The 19709-nt window shown below is 63.8% G+C and carries 20 protein-coding genes; 12 read left to right on the top strand and 8 right to left on the bottom strand.

What is annotated here, in order from left to right:
• Positions 1 to 96: 96 nt before the first annotated feature.
• Positions 97 to 2001, bottom strand: coding sequence for a DNA mismatch repair endonuclease MutL (mutL, locus tag CBW50_RS01345; protein ID WP_086143821.1), 1905 nt, complete (start codon positions 1999 to 2001; stop codon positions 97 to 99).
• A 139-nt stretch (positions 2002 to 2140) separates the two neighbouring features.
• Positions 2141 to 3079, bottom strand: a complete 939-nt coding sequence (locus CBW50_RS01350; RefSeq protein WP_086143822.1) for a peptidylprolyl isomerase — start codon at positions 3077 to 3079, stop codon at positions 2141 to 2143.
• A 269-nt stretch (positions 3080 to 3348) separates the two neighbouring features.
• On the opposite strand from CBW50_RS01350, the gene CBW50_RS01355 reads away from it, so the two are divergent.
• Positions 3349 to 3999 carry a VTT domain-containing protein gene (locus CBW50_RS01355; protein WP_086143823.1) on the top strand — a complete coding sequence of 217 codons (651 nt, stop codon included), beginning with the start codon at positions 3349 to 3351 and terminating at the stop codon, positions 3997 to 3999.
• A 156-nt stretch (positions 4000 to 4155) separates the two neighbouring features.
• Positions 4156 to 5199, top strand: coding sequence for a carbonic anhydrase (locus CBW50_RS01360; protein ID WP_172404644.1), 1044 nt, complete (start codon positions 4156 to 4158; stop codon positions 5197 to 5199).
• Here CBW50_RS01360 and CBW50_RS01365 read toward each other — a convergent pair.
• Genes CBW50_RS01365 through tsaE form a run of 3 tightly spaced genes read right to left on the bottom strand, consistent with a single transcriptional unit; the run spans position 5196 to position 7896 of the window.
• Positions 5196 to 6032, bottom strand: coding sequence for a D-hexose-6-phosphate mutarotase (locus tag CBW50_RS01365; RefSeq protein ID WP_086143824.1), 837 nt, complete (start codon positions 6030 to 6032; stop codon positions 5196 to 5198). The two genes, CBW50_RS01360 and CBW50_RS01365, sit on opposite strands and share 4 nt — an antisense overlap.
• Before the next feature lie 14 nt (positions 6033 to 6046).
• Complete coding sequence (locus tag CBW50_RS01370) at positions 6047 to 7444, bottom strand: N-acetylmuramoyl-L-alanine amidase (protein WP_086143825.1); 1398 nt, start codon at positions 7442 to 7444, stop codon at positions 6047 to 6049.
• Positions 7408 to 7896 carry a tRNA (adenosine(37)-N6)-threonylcarbamoyltransferase complex ATPase subunit type 1 TsaE gene (tsaE, locus tag CBW50_RS01375; RefSeq protein WP_086143826.1) on the bottom strand — a complete coding sequence of 163 codons (489 nt, stop codon included), beginning with the start codon at positions 7894 to 7896 and terminating at the stop codon, positions 7408 to 7410. The genes CBW50_RS01370 and tsaE overlap by 37 nt, the downstream gene beginning before the upstream one ends.
• A 78-nt stretch (positions 7897 to 7974) precedes the next feature.
• Here tsaE and queG point away from each other — a divergent pair, with 78 nt between their 5' ends.
• On the top strand, positions 7975 to 9066 hold the full coding sequence (gene queG / locus CBW50_RS01380) for a tRNA epoxyqueuosine(34) reductase QueG (protein WP_086143827.1): 1092 nt from the start codon (positions 7975 to 7977) through the stop codon (positions 9064 to 9066).
• 7 nt (positions 9067 to 9073) lie between these two features.
• On the opposite strand, the gene CBW50_RS01385 is transcribed toward queG, so the two are convergent.
• On the bottom strand, positions 9074 to 9418 hold the full coding sequence (locus CBW50_RS01385) for a DUF3052 family protein (RefSeq protein WP_172404645.1): 345 nt from the start codon (positions 9416 to 9418) through the stop codon (positions 9074 to 9076).
• 146 nt (positions 9419 to 9564) lie between these two features.
• On the opposite strand from CBW50_RS01385, the gene CBW50_RS01390 reads away from it, so the two are divergent.
• The 3 genes from CBW50_RS01390 to CBW50_RS01400 all read left to right on the top strand — a co-directional run bounded on the left by CBW50_RS01390 (position 9565) and on the right by CBW50_RS01400 (position 11769).
• A complete protein-coding gene (locus CBW50_RS01390; RefSeq protein ID WP_139842367.1) occupies positions 9565 to 10257 on the top strand; it encodes a PadR family transcriptional regulator in 693 nt (230 codons plus the stop codon).
• 22 nt (positions 10258 to 10279) lie between these two features.
• On the top strand, positions 10280 to 11107 hold the full coding sequence (locus tag CBW50_RS01395; protein ID WP_086143830.1) for a siderophore-interacting protein: 828 nt from the start codon (positions 10280 to 10282) through the stop codon (positions 11105 to 11107).
• A 155-nt stretch (positions 11108 to 11262) separates the two neighbouring features.
• Entirely contained in the window at positions 11263 to 11769 is a 507-nt protein-coding gene (locus tag CBW50_RS01400; RefSeq protein ID WP_086143831.1) for a hypothetical protein, read from the top strand.
• A gap of 15 nt (positions 11770 to 11784) precedes the next feature.
• Here CBW50_RS01400 and CBW50_RS01405 read toward each other — a convergent pair whose 3' ends face one another.
• Complete coding sequence (locus CBW50_RS01405) at positions 11785 to 12369, bottom strand: response regulator transcription factor (protein ID WP_086143832.1); 585 nt, start codon at positions 12367 to 12369, stop codon at positions 11785 to 11787.
• Positions 12370 to 12392: 23 nt separating this feature from the next.
• Entirely contained in the window at positions 12393 to 14426 is a 2034-nt protein-coding gene (locus tag CBW50_RS01410) for a PAS domain S-box protein (RefSeq protein ID WP_226935417.1), read from the bottom strand.
• A 145-nt stretch (positions 14427 to 14571) separates the two neighbouring features.
• Here CBW50_RS01410 and CBW50_RS01415 point away from each other — a divergent pair, with 145 nt between their 5' ends.
• The 6 genes from CBW50_RS01415 to CBW50_RS01440 all read left to right on the top strand — a co-directional run bounded on the left by CBW50_RS01415 (position 14572) and on the right by CBW50_RS01440 (position 19652).
• Positions 14572 to 15564 carry a TRAP transporter substrate-binding protein gene (locus CBW50_RS01415; RefSeq protein WP_086143834.1) on the top strand — a complete coding sequence of 331 codons (993 nt, stop codon included), beginning with the start codon at positions 14572 to 14574 and terminating at the stop codon, positions 15562 to 15564.
• Positions 15565 to 15681: 117 nt separating this feature from the next.
• Positions 15682 to 16254, top strand: a complete 573-nt coding sequence (locus CBW50_RS01420; protein ID WP_086143835.1) for a TRAP transporter small permease — start codon at positions 15682 to 15684, stop codon at positions 16252 to 16254.
• On the top strand, positions 16251 to 17531 hold the full coding sequence (locus CBW50_RS01425) for a TRAP transporter large permease (protein ID WP_086143836.1): 1281 nt from the start codon (positions 16251 to 16253) through the stop codon (positions 17529 to 17531). Before CBW50_RS01420 ends, CBW50_RS01425 begins: the two co-directional genes overlap by 4 nt.
• 425 nt (positions 17532 to 17956) lie before the next feature.
• Complete coding sequence (locus CBW50_RS01430; RefSeq protein ID WP_086143837.1) at positions 17957 to 18457, top strand: methylated-DNA--[protein]-cysteine S-methyltransferase; 501 nt, start codon at positions 17957 to 17959, stop codon at positions 18455 to 18457.
• Positions 18454 to 19371 (top strand): site-specific tyrosine recombinase XerD, encoded by a 918-nt coding sequence (xerD, locus tag CBW50_RS01435; RefSeq protein WP_172404646.1) that lies wholly within the window; start codon positions 18454 to 18456, stop codon positions 19369 to 19371. The genes CBW50_RS01430 and xerD overlap by 4 nt, the downstream gene beginning before the upstream one ends.
• Before the next feature lie 80 nt (positions 19372 to 19451).
• Positions 19452 to 19652, top strand: a complete 201-nt coding sequence (locus tag CBW50_RS01440; protein ID WP_086143838.1) for a hypothetical protein — start codon at positions 19452 to 19454, stop codon at positions 19650 to 19652.
• Positions 19653 to 19709: the final 57 nt, after the last annotated feature.

Consider the following 19709-nt stretch of genomic DNA (forward strand, 5'->3'; position numbering starts at 1 on the left):
GTGCGCAAGTCTGAGTAGGTCTTTGTCAAACCCGGCGTTAAGGGCCGGGGTCGGACCCTCAGGGTCCGACCCCGGTATGCGCCGTTTGGGGGGAACTCACTGTCCCCGTAAAAATAGCTTGTCTAGCGCGTTGATCTCGACCTGCACCCAGGTGGGCCGGCCATGGTTGCACTGGTCGGCGCGTTCCGTGCTCTCCATCTGGCGCAGCAGGGCGTTCATTTCCTGCACCGATAAAATCCGGTTGGCGCGCACGGCCGTGTGGCAGGCCAGGGTGCCCAGCAATTCGTTCTGGCGCTCGATCAGCACGCGCGAGCCGCCGTATTCGCGCACGTCGCGCAGCACGTCGCGCGCCAGCGTTTGCGCATCGGCGTTTTTCAGCAGGGTCGGCACGGAGCGCACGGCCAGGGTGGTGGGCGACAGGGCGGCAATGTCGAATCCCAGCGCTTTTAACGTGTCCTGGTTTTCATTCGCCGTCGACACTTCGATGGCGTCCGCATAAAAGGTCACGGGAATCAGCAAGGACTGCACCTGCATGTCCTGGCCGGACACTTGCGCCTGCAGCGCGTTTTTCAGCTGTTCGTACAGGATGCGCTCGTGCGCGGCGTGCATGTCGACCAGCACCAGGCCCTTGGTGTTCTGCGCCAATATATAAATGCCGTGCAGCTGGGCCAGGGCAAAGCCCAGCGGATATTCTTCGCGCGCCATCGCTTCGGGCGAAGCGATGTACGGCGCCACCTGCGTGATGGGCGAGTTGGCGCCGCCGCCGAACAGGGCGCCGTAGGCCGCCGTATCCTGGGCCACGCCTGGCGCCTCGGCAAAGAAGGGACGGGCCGGGCCGGGCGAGGCGGGCGCGAAGGTATTCGTAAATTGCGCGCCGAACGAGGTCTGCGTCTGCTCGCGCCGCCAGATGCCGGGGCCGCCGGTAGCCGCCCCCGCGTCGCCGCCGCCCAGGGTAGAGGCGGCCGGCAGCGGCGCCGGCACGCTGCCGAAGGCCGTGGCCGACGTTTGCGCCAGCGCGCGCTGCACGGCGTGGAAGACGAACTGGTGCACGGATCGGCTGTCGCGGAAGCGCACTTCGATCTTCGACGGGTGCACGTTGACGTCGACCAGGGCCGGGTCGAGGTCGAGCGCCAGCACATACGAGGGGAAGCGGTCGCCGTGCAGCACGTCTTGATACGCCATGCGCACGGCGTGCACCAGCAGCTTGTCGCGCACGAAGCGTCCGTTGACATAAAAGAACTGGCCGTCGGCGCGCGCCTTGGACGCCGTCGGCAAGCCGGCAAAGCCGTGAATGCGCAGGCTGCCGGCCGACTCGTCCAGCGCCAGGCGCGCTTCGGCGAAGTCGTTGCCCAGGATGTGGGCGCTGCGCTTGGCCAGTTCGCTGATATTCCACTGGTCGATGGTGCGGCCGTTGTGCGACAGCGAGAACGACACGTCGGGCCGCGCCAGCGCGATGCGGCGCACGACTTCGGCGCAATGGCCGTATTCCGTCTGCTCGGATTTGAGGAACTTGCGCCGCGCGGGCGTGTTGAAATACAGGTCCTGCACGTCGACCGTGGTGCCGTGCGCGCCCGACGACGGCGAGACGCTGCCATTGTGCGAGCCGACGATTTCCCAGGCATGAGCGGCGTCGGCCGTGCGCGAAGTCACGCTAACGGCGGCCACCGAGGCGATGGAGGCCAGCGCTTCGCCCCGGAAGCCCAGGGTGCCCACGTTTTCCAGGTCGTGCAGCGATGCGATTTTCGAGGTGGCGTGGCGCGCCAGGGCCAGCGGCAGCTGGTCTTTGTCGATGCCGCGGCCATTGTCGGTGATCGCGATGCGTTTCACGCCCCCTTCTTCCAGCCGTACCGTAATTTGCGTGGCGCCCGAGTCGAGCGCGTTTTCCAGCAGCTCCTTGACCACGGCCGACGGCCGCTCGACCACCTCGCCGGCGGCGATTTGCGAAATCAACTGGTCAGGCAGGGCCTGGATCGGGCGGTGGGGCGTGATGGGAGCGTTCATGCCCTGATTATAACGGGTTCGCAAGCGGAGGCACTGCTGTGCCCATGCCTGTATTTGGGGGCAGATCCTCAACGCCGCTAACGCAAAGTTCAGCGCCAACGTGCCCTGGGTCTGACCGCAGTCTTAGCCTCGGGTTGCGTTACTTCCCCGCCTCCCGCACCGGTATCGGCGCATTGCACAGGTCGACGTGGCCGGCCGTGACCTTGCTCCAGGGGCCGCCGCGGTGGCGCTGGGCCTCCAGCACGGCCTGGTAGGCGGCGCTGTCGGTGCGCATCACTTCCAGGTTGCTGCGCTGTGCCAAAGGCACGCTGGCGGCCAGGCGGATGGACTTGATCGGCACGTTTTTCTCGGGGCTGTCATAAAAGCCCATGGGGGCCGTGCCCCGTGGCAGCGTCGACAGCAATGGCATGCCCGAGACGACCCTGCCGACGACCGTGATGTCGCGGTCCAGGTGGCGCGGCGACTGGCCGATGACGGCGTACAGCTCGGTGCCGCCGCCGCTGTCGCTGGCGCTGTCGCGGCCCACGCCCACGGTGGCATAGCAATGCGTGAGCCAGGCCGTGCCGGTTTTCGGATCGCGCGCGGACGGAAAACCGTTCGAATGGCCCACTTGCGGCGCATAGCCATCGACGTCCGGCAGGCGGGTAAAACTCTTGATGTTTGTCAAGGGTACCGTGAATTCGCCAGGCAGAGTGCGCTGGGCGTGCTGGATAGGCTTGGGATTTTTCTCGTTCGGATCACCCCATTGCGCCACCCAGTTGTCCTGCGCGCGCGTGATGGCCAGGCCGTCGTAATACTGTTCCGCCACCAGGGCCTTGATATTGGCCACGTGCCTGGGCGCGAAGTCGGGCGCCAGTTCGATCACCACGCGGCCGCCGGGAATGTCCATATACAAGGTGTTGTCCGGGTCCAGCGCACGCCAGTCGGATGGTGTCGAGGCCTTGATCACGTCGGCCAGGCTCGCCTTGGCGGGCAATTCGGCGGGCGCCTTGATCTGGACAGGGGCTGCGTGGGCCGTCAGATGTGCAAGGCCCAGTACGGTGGCCATGGTCAGGCCGCTCAATGGGTGTCGATACATGTTTTCTCCTGGTCGGCGCGGGTTGCGCCGGTCAGAAAGTGTATACCGGAATGGCAATATTTCGGTGGAAAAACATTGCGTCAAGTACGTCAGGCCTGCGGGACGGCAAGCCGGGCCGGACACTTTGGCATGGCGCTTTCCTTAACCTTTCCTTAAATTGCCACACACGCAAGGGCGCCGCATAATTAATCCGGAAATATCGGGCCGGGGACTGCCGTTGCGCCGGCCGGGTGGTGTATGATTCCGCCGCTACCTTTAGGGAAAAATATATGGATTTTGTGCAATTCCTCGACATGATCGTGCATGTCGACAAGACGCTGGGTCTCTTGATCGAGCAGTACGGCACCCTCGTGTATGCGGTGCTGTTCGCCATTATTTTTTGTGAAACAGGCCTCGTGGTGCTGTTTTTCTTCCCTGGGGACACGCTACTGTTTATCGCCGGCGCGTTTTGCGCGACGGGGCAAATGCACCTGGGCTTGCTGATCGCGCTGCTGGTGACGGCCGCCGTCACGGGCAACACGCTCAATTACTGGATAGGCGAGGCCATCGGGCAAAGAGTGTTTACCCATGATTACCGCTGGATCAACAAGGATGCCATGCGCCGCACGCATGAATTTTTTGAAAAGCACGGCGGCAAGACCATCATCCTGGCCCGTTTCGTGCCGGTGGTGCGTACCTTTGCCCCGTTCGTGGCCGGCATTTCCGACATGACGCATGCGCGCTTCCAGATGTACAACGTGACGGGCGCCCTGTTGTGGGTGGTCGGTCTGGTGACGGCGGGTTATTTCTTTGGTAATATCCCGTGGATACGCGACCACCTGACCTTGATCGTGCTGATCGGTGTCGGCGCTGCCGTCGTGCCGGTGGTGCTGGGCGGCATGTGGAAACTCTACAAGCGCATGGCCGGCAAGTCGGCCTGATTGCTGGAACGATCCAGGGCAAGCGCGCTGCGGCGCCGTCCGCAGCTGGCCCTGGATTAACTTTCTTCTTCGCATTTCTGTTTTACTCCCGCGCTGATTCAAGTTTTGTTGCTTTCGAGCCGTAAACCAGAGGGTATTCTCACTTTCTGGATTTCCATGCGACATTTGAGCGCCCTGTTAGCTTGCAGCCTTGCCGCCATGGCGGCCATGGCAAGCGCCAAAGATGCCCCCGCTTCGGCGAGCGCCGCCGCGTCCGCACCAGCGAGCGCGCCCATGTCGGCGTCGGCGCGCGCGGCCGCCATGAAAACCCTGACGGAATCCGTCAAGGGCAAGGAGGGCAAGGCGCCAGTCGTCGTCGCGCCGACGGCGCGCGACAAGGAAGAAGCGGCCGAAGTCGACCTGTCCGAACGCATCGCGGCGCGCCTGGCGGAAATGCGCGCCACGCAGGCGGCCCGCGCCGCCGCCCGCGCCAAGCGCGCCGCGGTAGTGAAAGCGGCGCCGCCGCCTGCGCCACCGGTGCCGCGCGGCACGCACTGGTCGTACGAGGGCGAGAGTGGCCCGGCCAACTGGAGCAAGATCAATGTCGACTGGGCCAAGTGCGGCAATGGCAATCGCCAGTCGCCGATCGACATCCGCGATGGCATGAAGGTGGAACTTGAGCAGATCAGCTTTGACTACCATCCGTCGTCCTTCAGTGTGGTCGACAATGGCCATACGGTGCAGGTGGGAGTGAGCGGCGGCAACTACATCACGGTACAGAACCGCATGTTCGAGCTGCAGCAATTCCATTTCCACCGCCCTTCCGAAGAGCGCATCAATGGCAAGGCGTTCGAGATGGTGGTGCACCTGGTGCACCGCGATGCGGAAGGCCGTCTGGCCGTGCTGGCCCTGCTGCTGGAGCGGGGCGCGCCGCAAGCGACCATCCAGACCGTGTGGAACAATCTGCCGCTGGAGAAATTCGAGACCATGCAGCCGACCATTTTGCTCGATCCTGCCGAGATGCTGCCGGCGCGGCGCGATTACTACACCTATATGGGATCGCTGACTTCACCACCCTGCAGCGAGGGCGTGCTGTGGCTGGTGATGAAGCAGCCGGTACAGGCATCGCCGGCGCAGATGGCGCTGTTCAGCCGTTTGTATCCGCTCAATGCGCGCCCGGTTCAATCTGGTAACGGACGCATCATCAAGGAATCCAACTAAACGCATTCCAGGCGCTGGCGGCCCGTCCATTCGGCGCCGGCAGCCAGCGTATCGGGCTGGATCAGCGCCGGCTCGATGCAGATGAAGCGCTGGTATTCGTCGTCGGCCAGGTCGGGCAGGGCGGCCGCGTCCTGCGCGCCGGGGTTCCATACGACGGCATCCGTGAAGCCCTGCTGCTCCAGGCGCAGGGTGGCGGCGCCTGCCTGCAGGCTCAGTGCGCCCGGCAGCTGGTAGTAGATGCGGTCCAGCTTGTCCGCAAACTGCAGCAATTCTTCCGCCTGCAGCGCGTCCTGCGGCGCGTCGTCCGAATAGCGCACGCGCTGCAGGCCGCCAATGCGCGCCTCGCTCAATTGATCGATCGCAAAGTAGCTGTGCAGGGCGGCCGAGAACGGGAACGCCTGCTCGCCCGTATTGTGCACGGACAGCTGCAGCTCCAGCGCGGAGCCTGTGACGGCCACGCGCAGGCGCAGGGTGAAGGCGTAGTCCCAGGCGGCGGCGATCGCTTCCGGCAGATCCGCGTGATGCAGGACGAATTGCGCCCATGCCGCGCCATCGGCGTCGCCGGTCGATTCCAGCTGCCACGTCGCCACGCGTGCAAAGCCGTGGCGCATGCCTGTGCCGCGCGCGCCGAACTGGGGAAAGATCACGGGCACGCCGCCACGGATGGCGCGGCTGCCGTCGAGGCTCGATGCGCGGCTGCAGAACAGGCGTTCCTGGCCGTCGCTGGTCCGCCACGACACCAGGTGGCCGCCGTACAGGGTCACGGTCGCCTGCGCGCCGTCGGCGGCGCGGATGATCACGGCCGGCAGCTGGCCAAAGGTGCTGTTGCTCATGCTAGGCTTTCATGTCAGGTCAGGCGGCTTTTCGCCAGCGGCGGATTCTTCGCAAAGTAATTCTTGATGCCCGTGACGATGGCGTCGGCCATCTGGTCCTGGTAGCCGTTGTCGGTCAGCTTGGCTTCTTCTTCCGGATTCGAGATGAAGGCCGTTTCGATCAGGATGGAAGGAATATCCGGCGCTTTCAGCACGGCGAAGCCGGCCTGCTCGACGGAACCCTTGTGCAGGCGGTTGATGCCGCCGATTTCGCGCAGCACGGCCTTGCCCAGCTTCATGCTGTCATTGATCTGCGCCGTCGTCGACAGGTCGAGCAGCACGCTGGCCAGTTGCTTGTCGTGGTTCTTGACGTTCACGCCGCCAATCAGGTCGGCCTGGTTTTCCTTGTTGGCCAGCCAGCGCGCGGCCGTCGAGGTGGCGCCTTTTTCGGACAGCACGAAGACGGACGAGCCACGTGCCGTCGGCTGGATAAAGGCGTCGGCGTGGATCGAGACGAACAGGTCAGCCTGCACCTTGCGCGCCTTTTCCACGCGCATGCCCAGCGGGACGAAGAAATCGGCGTCGCGCGTGAGCATGACGCGCATGTTCGGCTGCAGTTCCAGCTTGGTTTTCAGGCGCTTGGCAATGGCCAGCACCACGTCTTTCTCGCGGCTGCCTTTACTGCCCATGGCGCCCGGGTCCTCGCCGCCGTGGCCGGGGTCGAGGGCGATGGTAATCATGCGCACCACCTTCTGGCCCGGCAGCGGGCGCGCTTCCGGGCGCTGTTCCGGGCGGACGTCGGGCACGGGCGGCACGATGGACGCCACCGGCGGCGCCACGGCCGCCGGCGCCTTGCCGCTGTCGGGCAGTGGCAGCGCGGGCGGCGGCGTATGCGTGCCGGCCATGGGCGGCTTGGCCGGATCGCTCGACCAGTCGCCCTTTTCGATCATCTGCGCGATCAGGTCCGGCTCGCGCACGGGATACAGGTCGAAGATCAAACGGTGATTGTAGGAGCCGGCCGGCGGCAGGGTAAACAGCTGCGGCGTGACTTCTTCCTTCAGGTCGAACACCAGGCGCACCACGTTGGGGCGGTTCTGGCCCACGCGCACCTGCTTGATGTAGGGGTCGTTCGACTGTATCTTCGCCACCAGGCCCTTGAGCGTGGGATTGAGTTCCAGCCCTTCGATGTCGACTACCAGCCGTTCCGGGTCCTTGACGATGAAGTGGGTCGCCTTGAGGATGCTGTCGTTTTCCAGGGTGACGCGCGTGTAGTCCTCGGCCGGCCAGACGCGCACGGCGAGAATTTGCGCCGCCATCGCCGACATGGGCGCGAACACGGACAACAGCAGGGTGCCGCCGGCCTTGAGCACCGTGCGCCGGGTGATGGGCGAGGAGATCAAAGGTTCGGGGCGAATTTGAGACGGTGAAGGCATGACAGACCCAATTCAGAAGACGCTTGCAATTCTACATCACGTCCTGTACCCGCAACGCTCAAATAAACATTCAGGTCGGCAGGCGGCAGAACCGGTTCGGCTTTCTCCGGCCATTCGACGATGCAGATATTGCGGCCGTCGAAGTCTTCGCGAAAGCCCGCGTCGAGAAATTCCTCGGCGCTGCCCATGCGATACAGGTCGAAGTGGATGACGTTGACGCTCTGGCCGCCGAGCTGCACCGTGTACGGTTCGGACAAGGTGTAGGTGGGGCTTTTGACGTGGCCCGCATGGCCGGCCGCGTGCAGCAGGGCGCGCGTGAGGGCCGTCTTGCCGGCGCCCAGGTCGCCGTGCAGGTAGATCGCCAGGCCCGGCGCCAGCGCGCGCGCCAATGCGGCGCCCAGCGCGGCCGTGCCGGCTTCGTCGTGGAGGTGGGCTATGAAGTGTTCGGTCATTATCTTCGGTATCGCATAAAATGGAGGCTGCCGTTATTGTAACCGCCCGCGCGCCTGCCGTTTTCCGTAAAGTCCCCTATGTCCGCCACCACCACCGATCTCGCCTCCCTGGCGCGCACCATCAAGGAATGGGGGCGCGAGCTGGGTTTTGCCGAAGTGCGCATCGCCGACGTGGACCTGTCGCACATGGAAGCGCCCTTGCAGGCCTGGCTCGATGCAGGGTATCACGGCGAAATGGACTACATGGCCAGCCACGGCATGAAGCGCGCCCGCCCGGCCGAACTGGTGCCCGGCACGGTGCGCGCCATCAGCGCGCGCATGAATTACCTGCCGCCGGCGCTGGGGCCGGACTGGCGCGCGCACGAGGCGGCGCGCGACGCCGATCCCGCGGCGGCCGTGATCTCGGTGTATGCGCGCGGCCGTGATTATCACAAGGTCATGCGTTCGCGCCTGCAGCAGCTGGCCGACCGCATCAAGGGCGAGATCGGCGACTTCGGCTACCGCGTCTTCAGCGATTCGGCGCCCGTGATGGAAGTGGAACTGGCGCAAAAGGGCGGCTTGGGCTGGCGCGGCAAGCACACCTTGCTGATCAACCGCCAGGGCGGCTCCTTCTTTTTCCTCGGCGAGATCCTCATCGACGTGCCGCTGCCCGTCGACCCGCCTGAAACGCCGCGCTGCGGCCAGTGCTCGGCGTGCATCACGGTGTGCCCGACGCAGGCCATCCTGGGGCCGTACCAGCTCGACGCGCGCCGCTGCATCTCCTACCTGACGATTGAGCTGAAAGGCGCCATTCCCGTCGAGATGCGTCCCCTGATCGGCAACAAGGTGTACGGCTGCGACGATTGCCAGACCGTCTGCCCATGGAACAAGTTCGCCCAGCGCGCCGTGGTGCCCGACTTCGACGAGCGCCACAGCCTGGGCAGCGCCGGCATGGTGGAGCTGTTTGCCTGGACGGAAGAGGAATTCAACCGCCGCATGGAAGGCAGCGCGATCCGTCGCATCGGCCACGAACGCTGGCTGCGTAACCTGGCCGTCGGCATGGGCAATGCGGCCGCCAAGGCCCGGGGCCAGGCCGACATCGTCGCGGCCCTGCTGTCGCGCCGCGCGCACCCGTCGGCCATCGTGCGCGAACACGTCGAATGGGCGCTGGCCCTGCACGGCATCGCTTAAAACCCTCTCAAGCCTGTTTCAGGCGCAGCGCCGACCAGTCGGCGTCGATGGCGATCATCGCCACGCTGTCGAGCCCCACGGTTTGCGCAAAGCCGCGGATATCGTCGCGGTGGATGTCGCTGCCCGCCTTCACGCCGCCCTTGCGGTAGGCCACCCACAGCGCGCCGCCGGGCGCCAGGCGCGCCCGCGCCGCAGGCAGGTGCTGCTCCAGTTCCGCGCGGCTGCGCGCGAACAGCAGTATCCAGTCGGCGCGCTCTCCTYCMCCCMCCCGCCGTTCGGCCGGCAACTGCGCCAGCAGGGCGGCGTGCTCGCCGCCATCATTGAGCACGGCCAGGGCCTGAGCATTTTTCACATACATTTTTTCAGCAACGGTTTTTTCAGGCATGGCAGGGGCGTGTCGATTGGGGAACGGCGAGCATAACAAATTTCTCCTTGACTTATCGATATATCGTTATAAAATGACGATACCTACTAACGATATATCTTTAAAGAGAAAACATGAGAAACTCACACCACGCAGAACACGGCCACGGCGGCCATCACCACCATCACCACCATCACGGCCATTGCGGCCAGCAGCGCCACCATCACGGCGAGCAGCGCCACGAACACCGCCATGAGCACCGCAGCGACTACTATCTGCACGGCCGCGGCCCGCGCGGCTTCGACGAGCGCGGCGACGGCATGGGCCATGGCGGCCCCGGTGGCCGGGGCGGACGCGGCGAACGGGCCGAGCGCGTCTTCGGCCGCGGCGACCTGCCGCTGATCGTGCTGGCGCTGATCGAAATCAGCCCGCGCCACGGCTATGAAATCATCAAGGCCATCGAAGAGCGTTGCGGCGGCGCGTATGCGCCCAGCCCGGGCGCCGTGTATCCGACCCTGACCTTGCTGGAAGAGCAGGACTACGTTACGTCAGGCGAAAGCGCCAGCGGCAAGAAGCTCTACACGATCACGGAGCTGGGCCGCGCCTACCTCGACGAGAACCGCGCCCAGGTGGACGGCATCCTGGCACGCCTCGACATGTTCGCCCGCGTCCAGGCGCGCAACGCCTTGCCCGAACGCGTGCGCCAGGCCATGCACACCCTCAAGCATGCGCTCTTGCTGAACAAGACCAACTGGAGCGAGGCGGAAGCCGAGCGCGTATCGGCCGTGCTGGAACAGGCGGCCAACGCCATCGTCGACAGCCACTGAGCCCACTTTACAAGGACAAGCAATGACTACTGCCTCACCTGCAACACCACGCCCGCATGCCATCGAGCGCGTGCGGCATGACTTGAAACTGCGCGTGCTCACCGTCGTGCGCACGGAGCAGCTGACGCCGCACATGCGCCGCATCACGCTGGCAGGGGACGACCTGGACGGCTTTGTCTCGCCCGCGCACGACGACCACGTGAAACTGTTCTTCCCCGCCCCGGGCGAGAACACTCCCGTGTTCCCCGTGCTGGGCAATGGCGCCAATCCCATCCAGTATGCCGAGGGCGCCCGCCCCATCGCCCGCAACTACACGCCGCGCCGCTACGACGCCGCGCGGCGCGAACTGGAAATCGACTTCGTGCTGCATGGCGACGGCCCCGCGGCCAGCTGGGCGGCGCAAGCGGCGCCCGGCCAGACCCTGGGCGTGGGCGGCCCGCGCGGCTCCATGCTGGTGCCGCTCGATTTCGACTGGTATGTGCTGGTGGGCGACCAGACGGCCTTGCCGGCCATCGCCCGGCGCCTGGAACAGCTGCCGGCCACGGCGCGCGCGATTGCCGTGATCGACATCGTCGAAGACGGCGAGCAGGTCGCGCTGGACAGTGCGGCGCAGCTGGACGTGCGCTGGGTGGCGCGCAATGGCCGCAGCGGCGCCTTGCTGCTGGCGGAACTGGCGAAGGTGGTCTTGCCGCAGAACGGCGACGGCTACGTGTGGGTGGCGTGCGAGCATGCGCAGGTACAGGGCTTGCGCGGGCATTTCATTGAAGCCGGCGTGCCGAAGCAGCATCTGCACGTGGCCAGCTACTGGAAGCATGGGGCGGCCGAGCACCACGAGCATCACGACGAGTAGCAATGGCGGTGCCGGGTGATGCGCGCAGCGCCAGCCCGGCTGACGCCTGAACACGGCCGCGGCGCCCTGGCTGGCGGCGACGCGCTTATTGTCTGGTTTTTAATTTTCCAATTGCATATAATTATTTTTTTATAGAAATAATATTCAAGGGGAAAATGTTGAAATTACTGTCTTTGAGCGTGCTGGCCGTGGTGCTGATGGGGTGCTCGACCCCGCGCCCGCCGGTTGTCATGCCGGAATACCAGCAGGCGGAATATGACGCCTTGAGCAACACCGGCAGCGGCGGCGTCAAGGGTCAGGCCTTCATGAAGACCAAGGGGGGCGAGTTCAAGAAGGCCGGCGGCGAAAAAGTCACCCTGCGTCCGAAGACGGAATATGCGCGCAAGCTGGCCATGCTGCCTGCGTCGCTGTACAAGCGCCAGGTAGTCGGCACCGTCAGTCCGAAGATCCGTGACTATGACCGCACCACCGTGGCGGACAGCGACGGCAGGTTCGAATTCACGCAGGTCCCCGATGGCACCTACTACGTTACCACCAACGTGAGCTGGTCCGTGTTTTATCCAGGCGCATTCACCCCCATTGAGAGCAAGCAGGGCGGAATCCTGACGACGGAAGTCATCGTTGCGGACGGCAAGGTTTCCAACGTCATGCTGACGCGCTGAGCGTCCGCGCCACGCTTACTTCAACAACCCCGCCAGCTCCACCGCCGTCTTGACCTGCATCTTGTCGAAGATGTGCGCGCGGTGGACTTCCACGGTGCGCATGCTGATGCCCAGCTTGTCGGCCACCACCTTGTTCATCTTCCCCGCCAGAATCAGGTCCAGCACTTCGCGTTCGCGCGTCGACAGGGTGGCCAGGCGCGCGTGCACGGCGGCCAGTTCGCCCGCCTGGCGCGAGTTGGCCAGGCCCTGCTGCACGCGGTCCATCAGGTCGTTGTCGTTGAACGGCTTTTCAAAGAAATCGAAGGCGCCCCGTTTCAGGCTGTCGACGGCCATCGGCACGTCGCCGTGGCCGGTGAGGAAGATCACGGGCAGGCGCGCCGTCAGGTCGCGCTTGACCAGCTGGTCGAACAGGGCGATGCCGTTCATGTCGGGCATGCGCACGTCGAGCAGTACGCAGTCGCCGGCGGCGTCGAAACTGCCGTCGAGACTGTCGAGGAATTGCTGCGCGCTGGCGTAGCTGCGCGCCTCGATGCTGCGCGAGGCGGCCAGCCAGGACAGGGAGTCGCGCACGACTTCTTCGTCGTCGATAATGTGTAGCATGGTGTCTCCGGCTTGTCGTTTCGTTATTCGTTATTCGTTATTGCCTGGTGCGGCGCGCGCGGCGCGGCCGGCACGCTGAATGTAAAGATGGTACCGCCAGCGGGATTGGCGCCGAAGGTCAGCGCGCCGCCGTGAAATTCGATGGCGGTGCGGCAGATGTTCAGGCCCATGCCCATGCCTTCGGACTTGGTCGAGAAAAACGGCGAAAACAGCCGCTCGGCCACGTCCACCGGGATGCCGTGGCCATGGTCGATCACGTCCACCGTCACCATGCCTTGCTGCGCGTCGTGACTGGCCCGCAGGCGCATGATACGCCGTCCCGGCGCCGCATCCTGCATCGCCTCGATGGCGTTGCGCGTCAGGTTCAGCAGCACTTGCTCGATCATCACGGGGTCGGCGCGCAGCAGCGGCAGGTCCGGCGGCAGCTCTTCCTGGATGGTGACATAGTATTTGCGCGCCTGCAGGTCGATCAGCGCGCGGATGCCGTCGATCAGGGTGCGGATGGCGATATCCTGGCGCTGCGGCTCGCTCTTGCGCACGAAATCGTGCACGCTGCGGATGATCTGGCCGGCCCGCTGCGCCTGCGCGCTGGCCTGTTCCAGCGCCGGTTTCAGGGTAGTCGGCTCGACGGGCGCGCCGTTGTCGATGGCGCGCCGTATCAGGTTCAGCGCGCCCGTGGTGTAGCTGGAAATGGCCGCCAGCGGCTGGTTCAGTTCATGCGCCAGCATCGACGCCAGCTCGCCCATGGTAGCCAGGCGCGAGCTCGTTTGCAGTTTTTCCTGCTGCTGGCGATTGAGTTCCTCGACGCGCTTGCGGTCCGAGATGTCGAGCACTGAGCCCATCCAGCCCGTCTGCTGGCCGTTCTTGTCCACCAGCGGCGCTTCGAAGATCAGCACGGGCACGCGCGTGCCGTCCGGGCGCTGGAAATAGGTTTCGAACTGCGGCGTCGGATTGCCGGCCAGGGCCTTGACGAAGCGCTGCTGGTATTCCTCCAGCGCCTCTGGCACCCAGTAGGGCATGGGCGGCAGGCGCCCGAGGATTTCCTCGGGCGGATAGCCGACGATCTGGCAGAACGCGGGATTCACGTAGGTGACTCTTCCTTCCAGGTCGCGCGCGCGCATGCCCGTCACCAGCGAGTTTTCCATCGCCGTGCGAAACAGCATCTGCTGGCGCAGTGCGCTTTCGGCCGTCAGCCGGCGCGAAATATGCCGCCACAGGGCCAGCAAGCTCCACAGCAGGCCCAGCGAGAGGGCGATGACGGAACCGACCAGCAGATTCGGCAGCAGCTTGGGCTGGCTTTTCACGCTGTCGGTAAACAGGGTGATGGTGGCGCCGGGCACGTCGAGCGCGCGCTTGTGCGTGTACACGCCGTGGCCCGGGCCGGCCGCGGCGCGCCGCGCCAGCACCTTGTCGTCGCGGTCGATCAGCGAAATCTGGTTATCCTGGGCGAACCACCACGGCACCATTTCATCGAGCAGGCTGCTGATCTGGTAAGTGGCCACCAGGCTGCCCACGTAGCGCTGGCCCTCGAACACGGGCTGGTGATAGTCCATCAGCATGGCGCCCGGCGGCGCGTCGGGAAAGCCCGTCTGCTGCGACGGCTGGGCGTACTGGCCCCGGTGCAGGCGCCGCGCATTGTCGGCCGCCGTCAGCGAGGCGGAAGAAAACGCCAGTGCATGCGGCAGATTGCTGTCGCTGGTGGCCAGCACCTTGCCGCTCGTGTCGAGCCACAGCACGCGCTGCAGCTCGCGCCCATTGCGCAGCATCTGCTGCAGCCGCTCGTGCACTTTTTCCACCGACAGGGAGCCGCTGGCGATGTCCACGCCCAGATTGAACAGGCTTTCCTCGTTGCGCGCCAGCTGGAAGCGGATGGTCTGCTCCACCCACAGCGTGTCGGCGATCAGCTGCTCCTGGCGCTCGTTGCTCTCCATCTGGCGCGCCTGCCAGGGCAGCCAGAACAGGATGGACAGGAACAGCAGCAGCAGGATGACGGGCAGCAGCCAGCGCATCGGACTCGATAGCTTGAAGCGGCGCGCAAGGGTGGGGGGAGTCGGCATGGCTGGCAGGGTAGCGGCTTATCGGGAGCCGGCTATTGTGGTTAACCACAATAGCCGAGGCAGTTTCTTTGGCACAATATTCAAGTAGACAAATAATAAAGTTTTTTCAAACACCATTCAGGAGACAAAAATGCAACTGCCACCAATGAAAACCCTGTTCGTCACGCTGTGCGCGGCCATCGGCGCCACCGCCGGCGTGCACGCTTACGCGCAGGCGCCCATCGTCATCAAGTTCAGTCACGTCGTGGCGACCGACACGCCGAAAGGCCAGGCCGCCGAGCGTTTCAAGCAGCTGGCTGAAAAAGCCACGAATGGCAAGGTCAAGGTCGAACTCTACCCGAACAGCCAGCTGTACAAGGACAAGGAGGAACTCGAAGCCCTGCAGCTGGGCGCCGTGCAGATGCTGGCGCCGTCGCTGGCCAAGTTCGGTCCGCTGGGCGTGAAGGAATTCGAAGCGTTCGACCTGCCCTACATCTTCCCCACCAAGACGGCGCTGTACAACGTCACCGAAGGCGAGATCGGCAAGAGCCTGCTGAAAAAGCTGGAACCCAAGGGTATCACGGGCCTGGCCTACTGGGACAATGGCTTCAAGGTGATGTCGGCCAACAAGCCGCTGCACAATCCGGCCGATTTCAAGGGCCTGAAGATGCGCATCCAGTCGTCCAAGGTGCTCGACGCGCAGATGCGCGCGCTGGGCGCCAATCCGCAGGTGCTGGCCTTCTCGGAAGTGTATCAGGCGCTGCAGACGGGCGTGGTCGACGGCACGGAAAATCCGCCATCGAATATGTACACGCAAAAGATGCATGAAGTGCAAAAGCACGTGACCGTGTCGAACCACGGTTACCTGGGCTATGCCGTCATCGTCAACAAGAAGTTCTGGGACGGCCTGCCGCCCGAGATCCGCACGCAGCTGGAAAAAGCCATGCGCGAGGCGACGACGTTTGAAAAAGCCATCGCCCAGCGCGACAACGACCAGGCCCTCGACGCCATCAAGAAAGCGGGCAAGACGCAGATCTACACGCTGACGGTGCAGGAACAGGCCGAGTGGCGTAAGGCGCTGGCGCCCGTGCAGAAGGCCATGGAAGGGCGCATCGGCAAGGATCTGATCTCGGCCATCAATAAGGAAAGCGCGAAGTAAGCAGCGCTGGCCGCGCCACCGGGCACGGCTTTCAGGGACCTCCCTGTCTTTCTGTAGCAACGGCACCTGCGCGTCCTGCGCGGGTGTCAGCGTACCCGCATTCTTTGAAAGTCCACCATGAAATTTCTGGATCACCTGGAAGAGTGGCTGATCGCGACCCTGATGGGCGCAGCCACCTTCATCATCTTCGTGGCGGTCGTGCACCGCTACCTGGCAGGCTTGCCGATACCGGGCCTGCAAGACTTTTTGATTCAAATCAATACCAGCTGGGCCCAGGAACTGTGCATCTATATGTTTGTCTGGATGGCCAAGTTCGGCGCCGCGTATGGCGTGCGCACCGGCATCCACGTGGGCGTCGACGTCCTGATCAACCGCATGAACCCGCGCTGGCGCGACCGCTTCATCGTCTTCGGCCTGGCCGCCGGCGCCCTGTTTACGGGCATCGTCGGGACCCTGGGCGCCAGCTTCGTGTGGTCGATCGGCCACACGGACCAGACCTCGGCCGATATGGAAATCCCCATGTGGCTGGTTTACCTGGCCGTGCCGCTCGGCTCCTACCTGATGTGCTTCCGTTTCCTGCAGGTAATGGTGCATTTCATCAAGACCGGCGCCCTGCCGAAACACGATCATTCGCACGTCGAGGGGCTGGAAGAGGAATTGACGGCGGAAGAAAAAGGAGCCAAGGCATGAACGCGCTGATTATTTTTGTGTTGCTGCTGGCGCTGATGCTGACCGGCATGCCGATTTCCATTTCGCTGGGCCTGACGGTACTGACGTTCCTGTTCACCATGACCAGCGTACCCATCGAATCGGTGGCCCTGAAGATTTTCACGGGCATCGAGAAGTTCGAGATCATGGCCATCCCGTTTTTCATTTTGGCGGGCAACTTCCTCACGCATGGCGGGGTGGCGCGGCGCATGATCAACTTCGCCAGCTCCATGGTCGGCCACTGGCATGGCGGCCTGGCGCTGGCCGGCGTGATGGCGTGCGCGCTGTTTGCCGCGGTGTCCGGCTCCAGCCCCGCCACCGTGGTGGCGATCGGCTCCATCATCCTGCCGGCCATGGTCAAGCAGGGCTATCCGCGCGGTTTCGGCGCCGGCGTCATCACCACCTCGGGCGCCCTGGGCATTTTGATACCGCCGTCGATCGTGATGGTGATGTATTCCGTCAGCACGAATACCTCCGTGGGCAAGCTGTTCATGGCCGGTGTGATTCCCGGCATGATGCTGGCCATGCTGCTGGGCCTGACGACGTGGTTTTTGGCGCGCAAGCATAACTATCCGCGCATGCAGAAGGCCAGCTGGGGCGAGCGTTTCGTCACCTTCAAGAAAAGCGCCTGGGGCCTGCTCCTGATCGTCATCGTCATGGGCGGCATCTATTCGGGCGCCTTCACGCCGACGGAAGCGGCCGCCATGGCCGCCGTGTACGCCTTCTTCATCGCCGTCTTCGTCTACAAGGACTTGAAGCTCAAGCAGGTGGGCAAGGTCTTGCTCGATTCGGCCGCCATGTCGGCGATGTTGTTGTACATCATCACCAACGCCGTGCTGTTCTCATTCCTGATGACCAGCGAAAACATCCCGCAGGCAATGGCTGAGTGGATCACGGGCAAGGGCCTGGGTGTGATCAGCTTCTTGTTGGTGGTCAACGTGCTGCTGTTGTTGGCGGGTAACGTCATGGAGCCGTCGTCCATCGTGCTGATCATGGCGCCGATTTTGTTCCCCGTCGCCATGAAGCTGGGCATCGACCCTGTGCACTTCGGCATCTTGATCGTGGTCAACATGGAGGTGGGCATGTGCCATCCGCCCGTGGGCTTGAACCTGTATGTGGCGTCCGGCATCACGAAGATGGGCATTTCGGAACTGACCGTGGCCGTGATGCCGTGGCTGCTGACGATGCTCGCCTTCCTCGGATTGATTACCTACGTACCACAAATCTCGCTGTGGCTGCCAAATTTAATTTACAACTAAAACAGTTGTCCCCGTCATGGCGCAAAAAAAGTCGATCCGGCCGAATAAATGCGCTATGATGGGCAGCCTTACGGGGAAACACGTATAAGCATATACGCCCAGGTAGCAAGGCTGAAAGACAGAATTGGTGACAAGGTTGGTGGGGGAGTGGTCTATAAAAACGGTATTGATACCGGGGATATATTGAGGAGACACACGTTTCACAGAAGTTGTTGAGTCATCGCTGTGTGCGGCCACAAGCCGGTACCGGCGGACCCAAACGACCGGGAACGTGAAGCAATATTTGAAGCGCACCGATTGGTGCGCTTTTTTTTCGTGCCGGGGAAACGTCCGCCCACCCGGCCAAAGTCGGTGCATAATCGCCTTGGCGCTGTTTCCCGCGCCAGCAGGTTGTATATTTGCCACACTTGAATAATGATCAGCAGATGAAAAAACAACAGGGCAGTGAGCTGTTCAGCGCCATCGTGGCCGCGCCGTTCGGCGCCATGGGCGTGCGCGCGGATGGCGGGCAGCTGCATGAACTGGTCTACCTGCCGCCGCACTTTGCCGAGAAAGACGCGCAGGATGCCGTCTCCGAGCTGGCGTGCCAGCAACTGGCGCGTTATTTCCGCGACCCCGATCATGTCTTTGACCTGCCGCTGGCCGCGCCGGGCAGCGCCTTTCAGCAGCGCGTATGGGCGGCGATCGCCGGCATTCCGCGCGGCCAGGTGCGTACGTACGGCGACGTGGCGCGCTTGATCGGCTCGGCGCCGCGCGCCGTGGGCCAGGCGTGCGGCGCCAACTGGTTTCCGGTGGTCATACCCTGCCACCGCGTGACGGCCGCCGGCGGCCTGGGCGGCTTTGCCCACCATGACGATGCGACGGGATTCCACCTGGGCGTGAAGCGCTGGCTGCTGGCGCATGAAGGCGTCGAAGGTTACGCATGATGAACAGCCTGCTGGCGCCCGACAACGCCACCCTGATCGACGAATTCTGCGACAGTCTGTGGCTGGAAGACGGCCTGTCGAAAAACTCGCTGGACGCCTACCGGCGCGACATGCGTCTGTTTTCGCGCTGGCTGGAAGTGGCGCGGCCCGGGCGCGAGGGCCTGTACGAAGTGTCCACGGCCGACATCGAGGCGTATTTCGCGGCCCGCCATGACGAGAGCAAGGCAACGTCGTCGAACCGCCGGCTGTCCGTGCTCAAGCGTTTTTACCAGCTGGCCTTGCGGCACCGGCATATCGCGGCGGACCCGTGCCTGAAGATGGTGTCGGCCAAACAGCCGGCGCGCTTCGTGCACACCCTGAGCGAAGCGCAGGTGGAAGCCTTGCTGGCGGCGCCTGACGTGAGCACGCCGCTGGGCTTGCGCGAGCGCACCATGCTCGAACTCATGTATGCCAGCGGCTTGCGCGTGTCGGAACTGGTGGACTTGCAATCCGTGGAGCTGAGCCTGAACGATGGCGTGCTGCGCATCACGGGCAAGGGCAGCAAGACGCGGCTGGTGCCGTTCGGCGAACAGGCGCGGCTGTGGATAGAGCGCTACCTGAAGGAGGCGCGCGGCGTGATTCTCGACGGGCAGATGGACGACGCGCTGTTCGTCACGCGGCGCGGGGGCGCCATGACGCGGCAAATGTTCTGGGTCATCATCAAGAAACACGCGCTGAATGCCGGCATCACGGCGCCGCTGTCGCCGCATACCTTGCGCCACGCGTTCGCCACGCATCTGCTCAACCATGGCGCGGACTTGCGTGTTGTGCAATTGTTGCTGGGACATTCCGATATTTCCACAACGCAAATTTACACGCATGTCGCCCGCGAACGGCTGAAACTGCTGCATGCGCAGCATCATCCGCGAGGCTAAACATTTGGTGTTTGGTCCAATTACGTCATAATGTGCCTTATGTGCTTATCTGTAACAATAAAAAACTAAAGAGGTAGTAAATGGCCAAGACAAATTTCCAATACGAAAAACGGCAAAAAGAGCTGGAAAAGAAGAAGAAAGCCGAGGAAAAAGCCAGACGCAAGCTGGAAGCGAAAAACAATCCCAAGCCGGCCGACGGCGCCGACGGTGAAGAGCCGGAGGCGGACGACGCCGACCCAGATGCGGCCGCCGAAGGCGACGCGCCTGTCCAGCCGCAGTAAGCTCCTGCCGTTGATCACCGGCGCGGCATCGTTGCCGCGCCGGCCCCCCTCGTTTTA

Origin of the sequence: Janthinobacterium sp. GW458P (assembly GCF_002127585.1) — a bacterium.
GTDB lineage: Bacteria > Pseudomonadota > Gammaproteobacteria > Burkholderiales > Burkholderiaceae_D > Janthinobacterium.

Excerpts from the sequence above, each read along its gene's own strand:
- mutL (WP_086143821.1), bottom strand. The coding sequence starts at position 2,001 with ATGAACGCTCCCATCACGCCCCACCGCCCGATCCAGGCCCTGCCTGAC.
- CBW50_RS01350 (WP_086143822.1), bottom strand. The coding sequence starts at position 3,079 with ATGTATCGACACCCATTGAGCGGCCTGACCATGGCCACCGTACTGGGC.
- CBW50_RS01355 (WP_086143823.1), top strand. The coding sequence starts at position 3,349 with ATGGATTTTGTGCAATTCCTCGACATGATCGTGCATGTCGACAAGACG.
- CBW50_RS01360 (WP_172404644.1), top strand. The coding sequence starts at position 4,156 with ATGCGACATTTGAGCGCCCTGTTAGCTTGCAGCCTTGCCGCCATGGCG.
- CBW50_RS01365 (WP_086143824.1), bottom strand. The coding sequence starts at position 6,032 with ATGAGCAACAGCACCTTTGGCCAGCTGCCGGCCGTGATCATCCGCGCC.
- CBW50_RS01370 (WP_086143825.1), bottom strand. The coding sequence starts at position 7,444 with ATGCCTTCACCGTCTCAAATTCGCCCCGAACCTTTGATCTCCTCGCCC.
- tsaE (WP_086143826.1), bottom strand. The coding sequence starts at position 7,896 with ATGACCGAACACTTCATAGCCCACCTCCACGACGAAGCCGGCACGGCC.
- queG (WP_086143827.1), top strand. The coding sequence starts at position 7,975 with ATGTCCGCCACCACCACCGATCTCGCCTCCCTGGCGCGCACCATCAAG.
- CBW50_RS01390 (WP_139842367.1), top strand. The coding sequence starts at position 9,565 with ATGAGAAACTCACACCACGCAGAACACGGCCACGGCGGCCATCACCAC.
- CBW50_RS01395 (WP_086143830.1), top strand. The coding sequence starts at position 10,280 with ATGACTACTGCCTCACCTGCAACACCACGCCCGCATGCCATCGAGCGC.
- CBW50_RS01400 (WP_086143831.1), top strand. The coding sequence starts at position 11,263 with ATGTTGAAATTACTGTCTTTGAGCGTGCTGGCCGTGGTGCTGATGGGG.
- CBW50_RS01405 (WP_086143832.1), bottom strand. The coding sequence starts at position 12,369 with ATGCTACACATTATCGACGACGAAGAAGTCGTGCGCGACTCCCTGTCC.
- CBW50_RS01410 (WP_226935417.1), bottom strand. The coding sequence starts at position 14,426 with ATGCCGACTCCCCCCACCCTTGCGCGCCGCTTCAAGCTATCGAGTCCG.
- CBW50_RS01415 (WP_086143834.1), top strand. The coding sequence starts at position 14,572 with ATGAAAACCCTGTTCGTCACGCTGTGCGCGGCCATCGGCGCCACCGCC.
- CBW50_RS01420 (WP_086143835.1), top strand. The coding sequence starts at position 15,682 with ATGAAATTTCTGGATCACCTGGAAGAGTGGCTGATCGCGACCCTGATG.
- CBW50_RS01425 (WP_086143836.1), top strand. The coding sequence starts at position 16,251 with ATGAACGCGCTGATTATTTTTGTGTTGCTGCTGGCGCTGATGCTGACC.
- CBW50_RS01430 (WP_086143837.1), top strand. The coding sequence starts at position 17,957 with ATGAAAAAACAACAGGGCAGTGAGCTGTTCAGCGCCATCGTGGCCGCG.
- xerD (WP_172404646.1), top strand. The coding sequence starts at position 18,454 with ATGATGAACAGCCTGCTGGCGCCCGACAACGCCACCCTGATCGACGAA.
- CBW50_RS01440 (WP_086143838.1), top strand. The coding sequence starts at position 19,452 with ATGGCCAAGACAAATTTCCAATACGAAAAACGGCAAAAAGAGCTGGAA.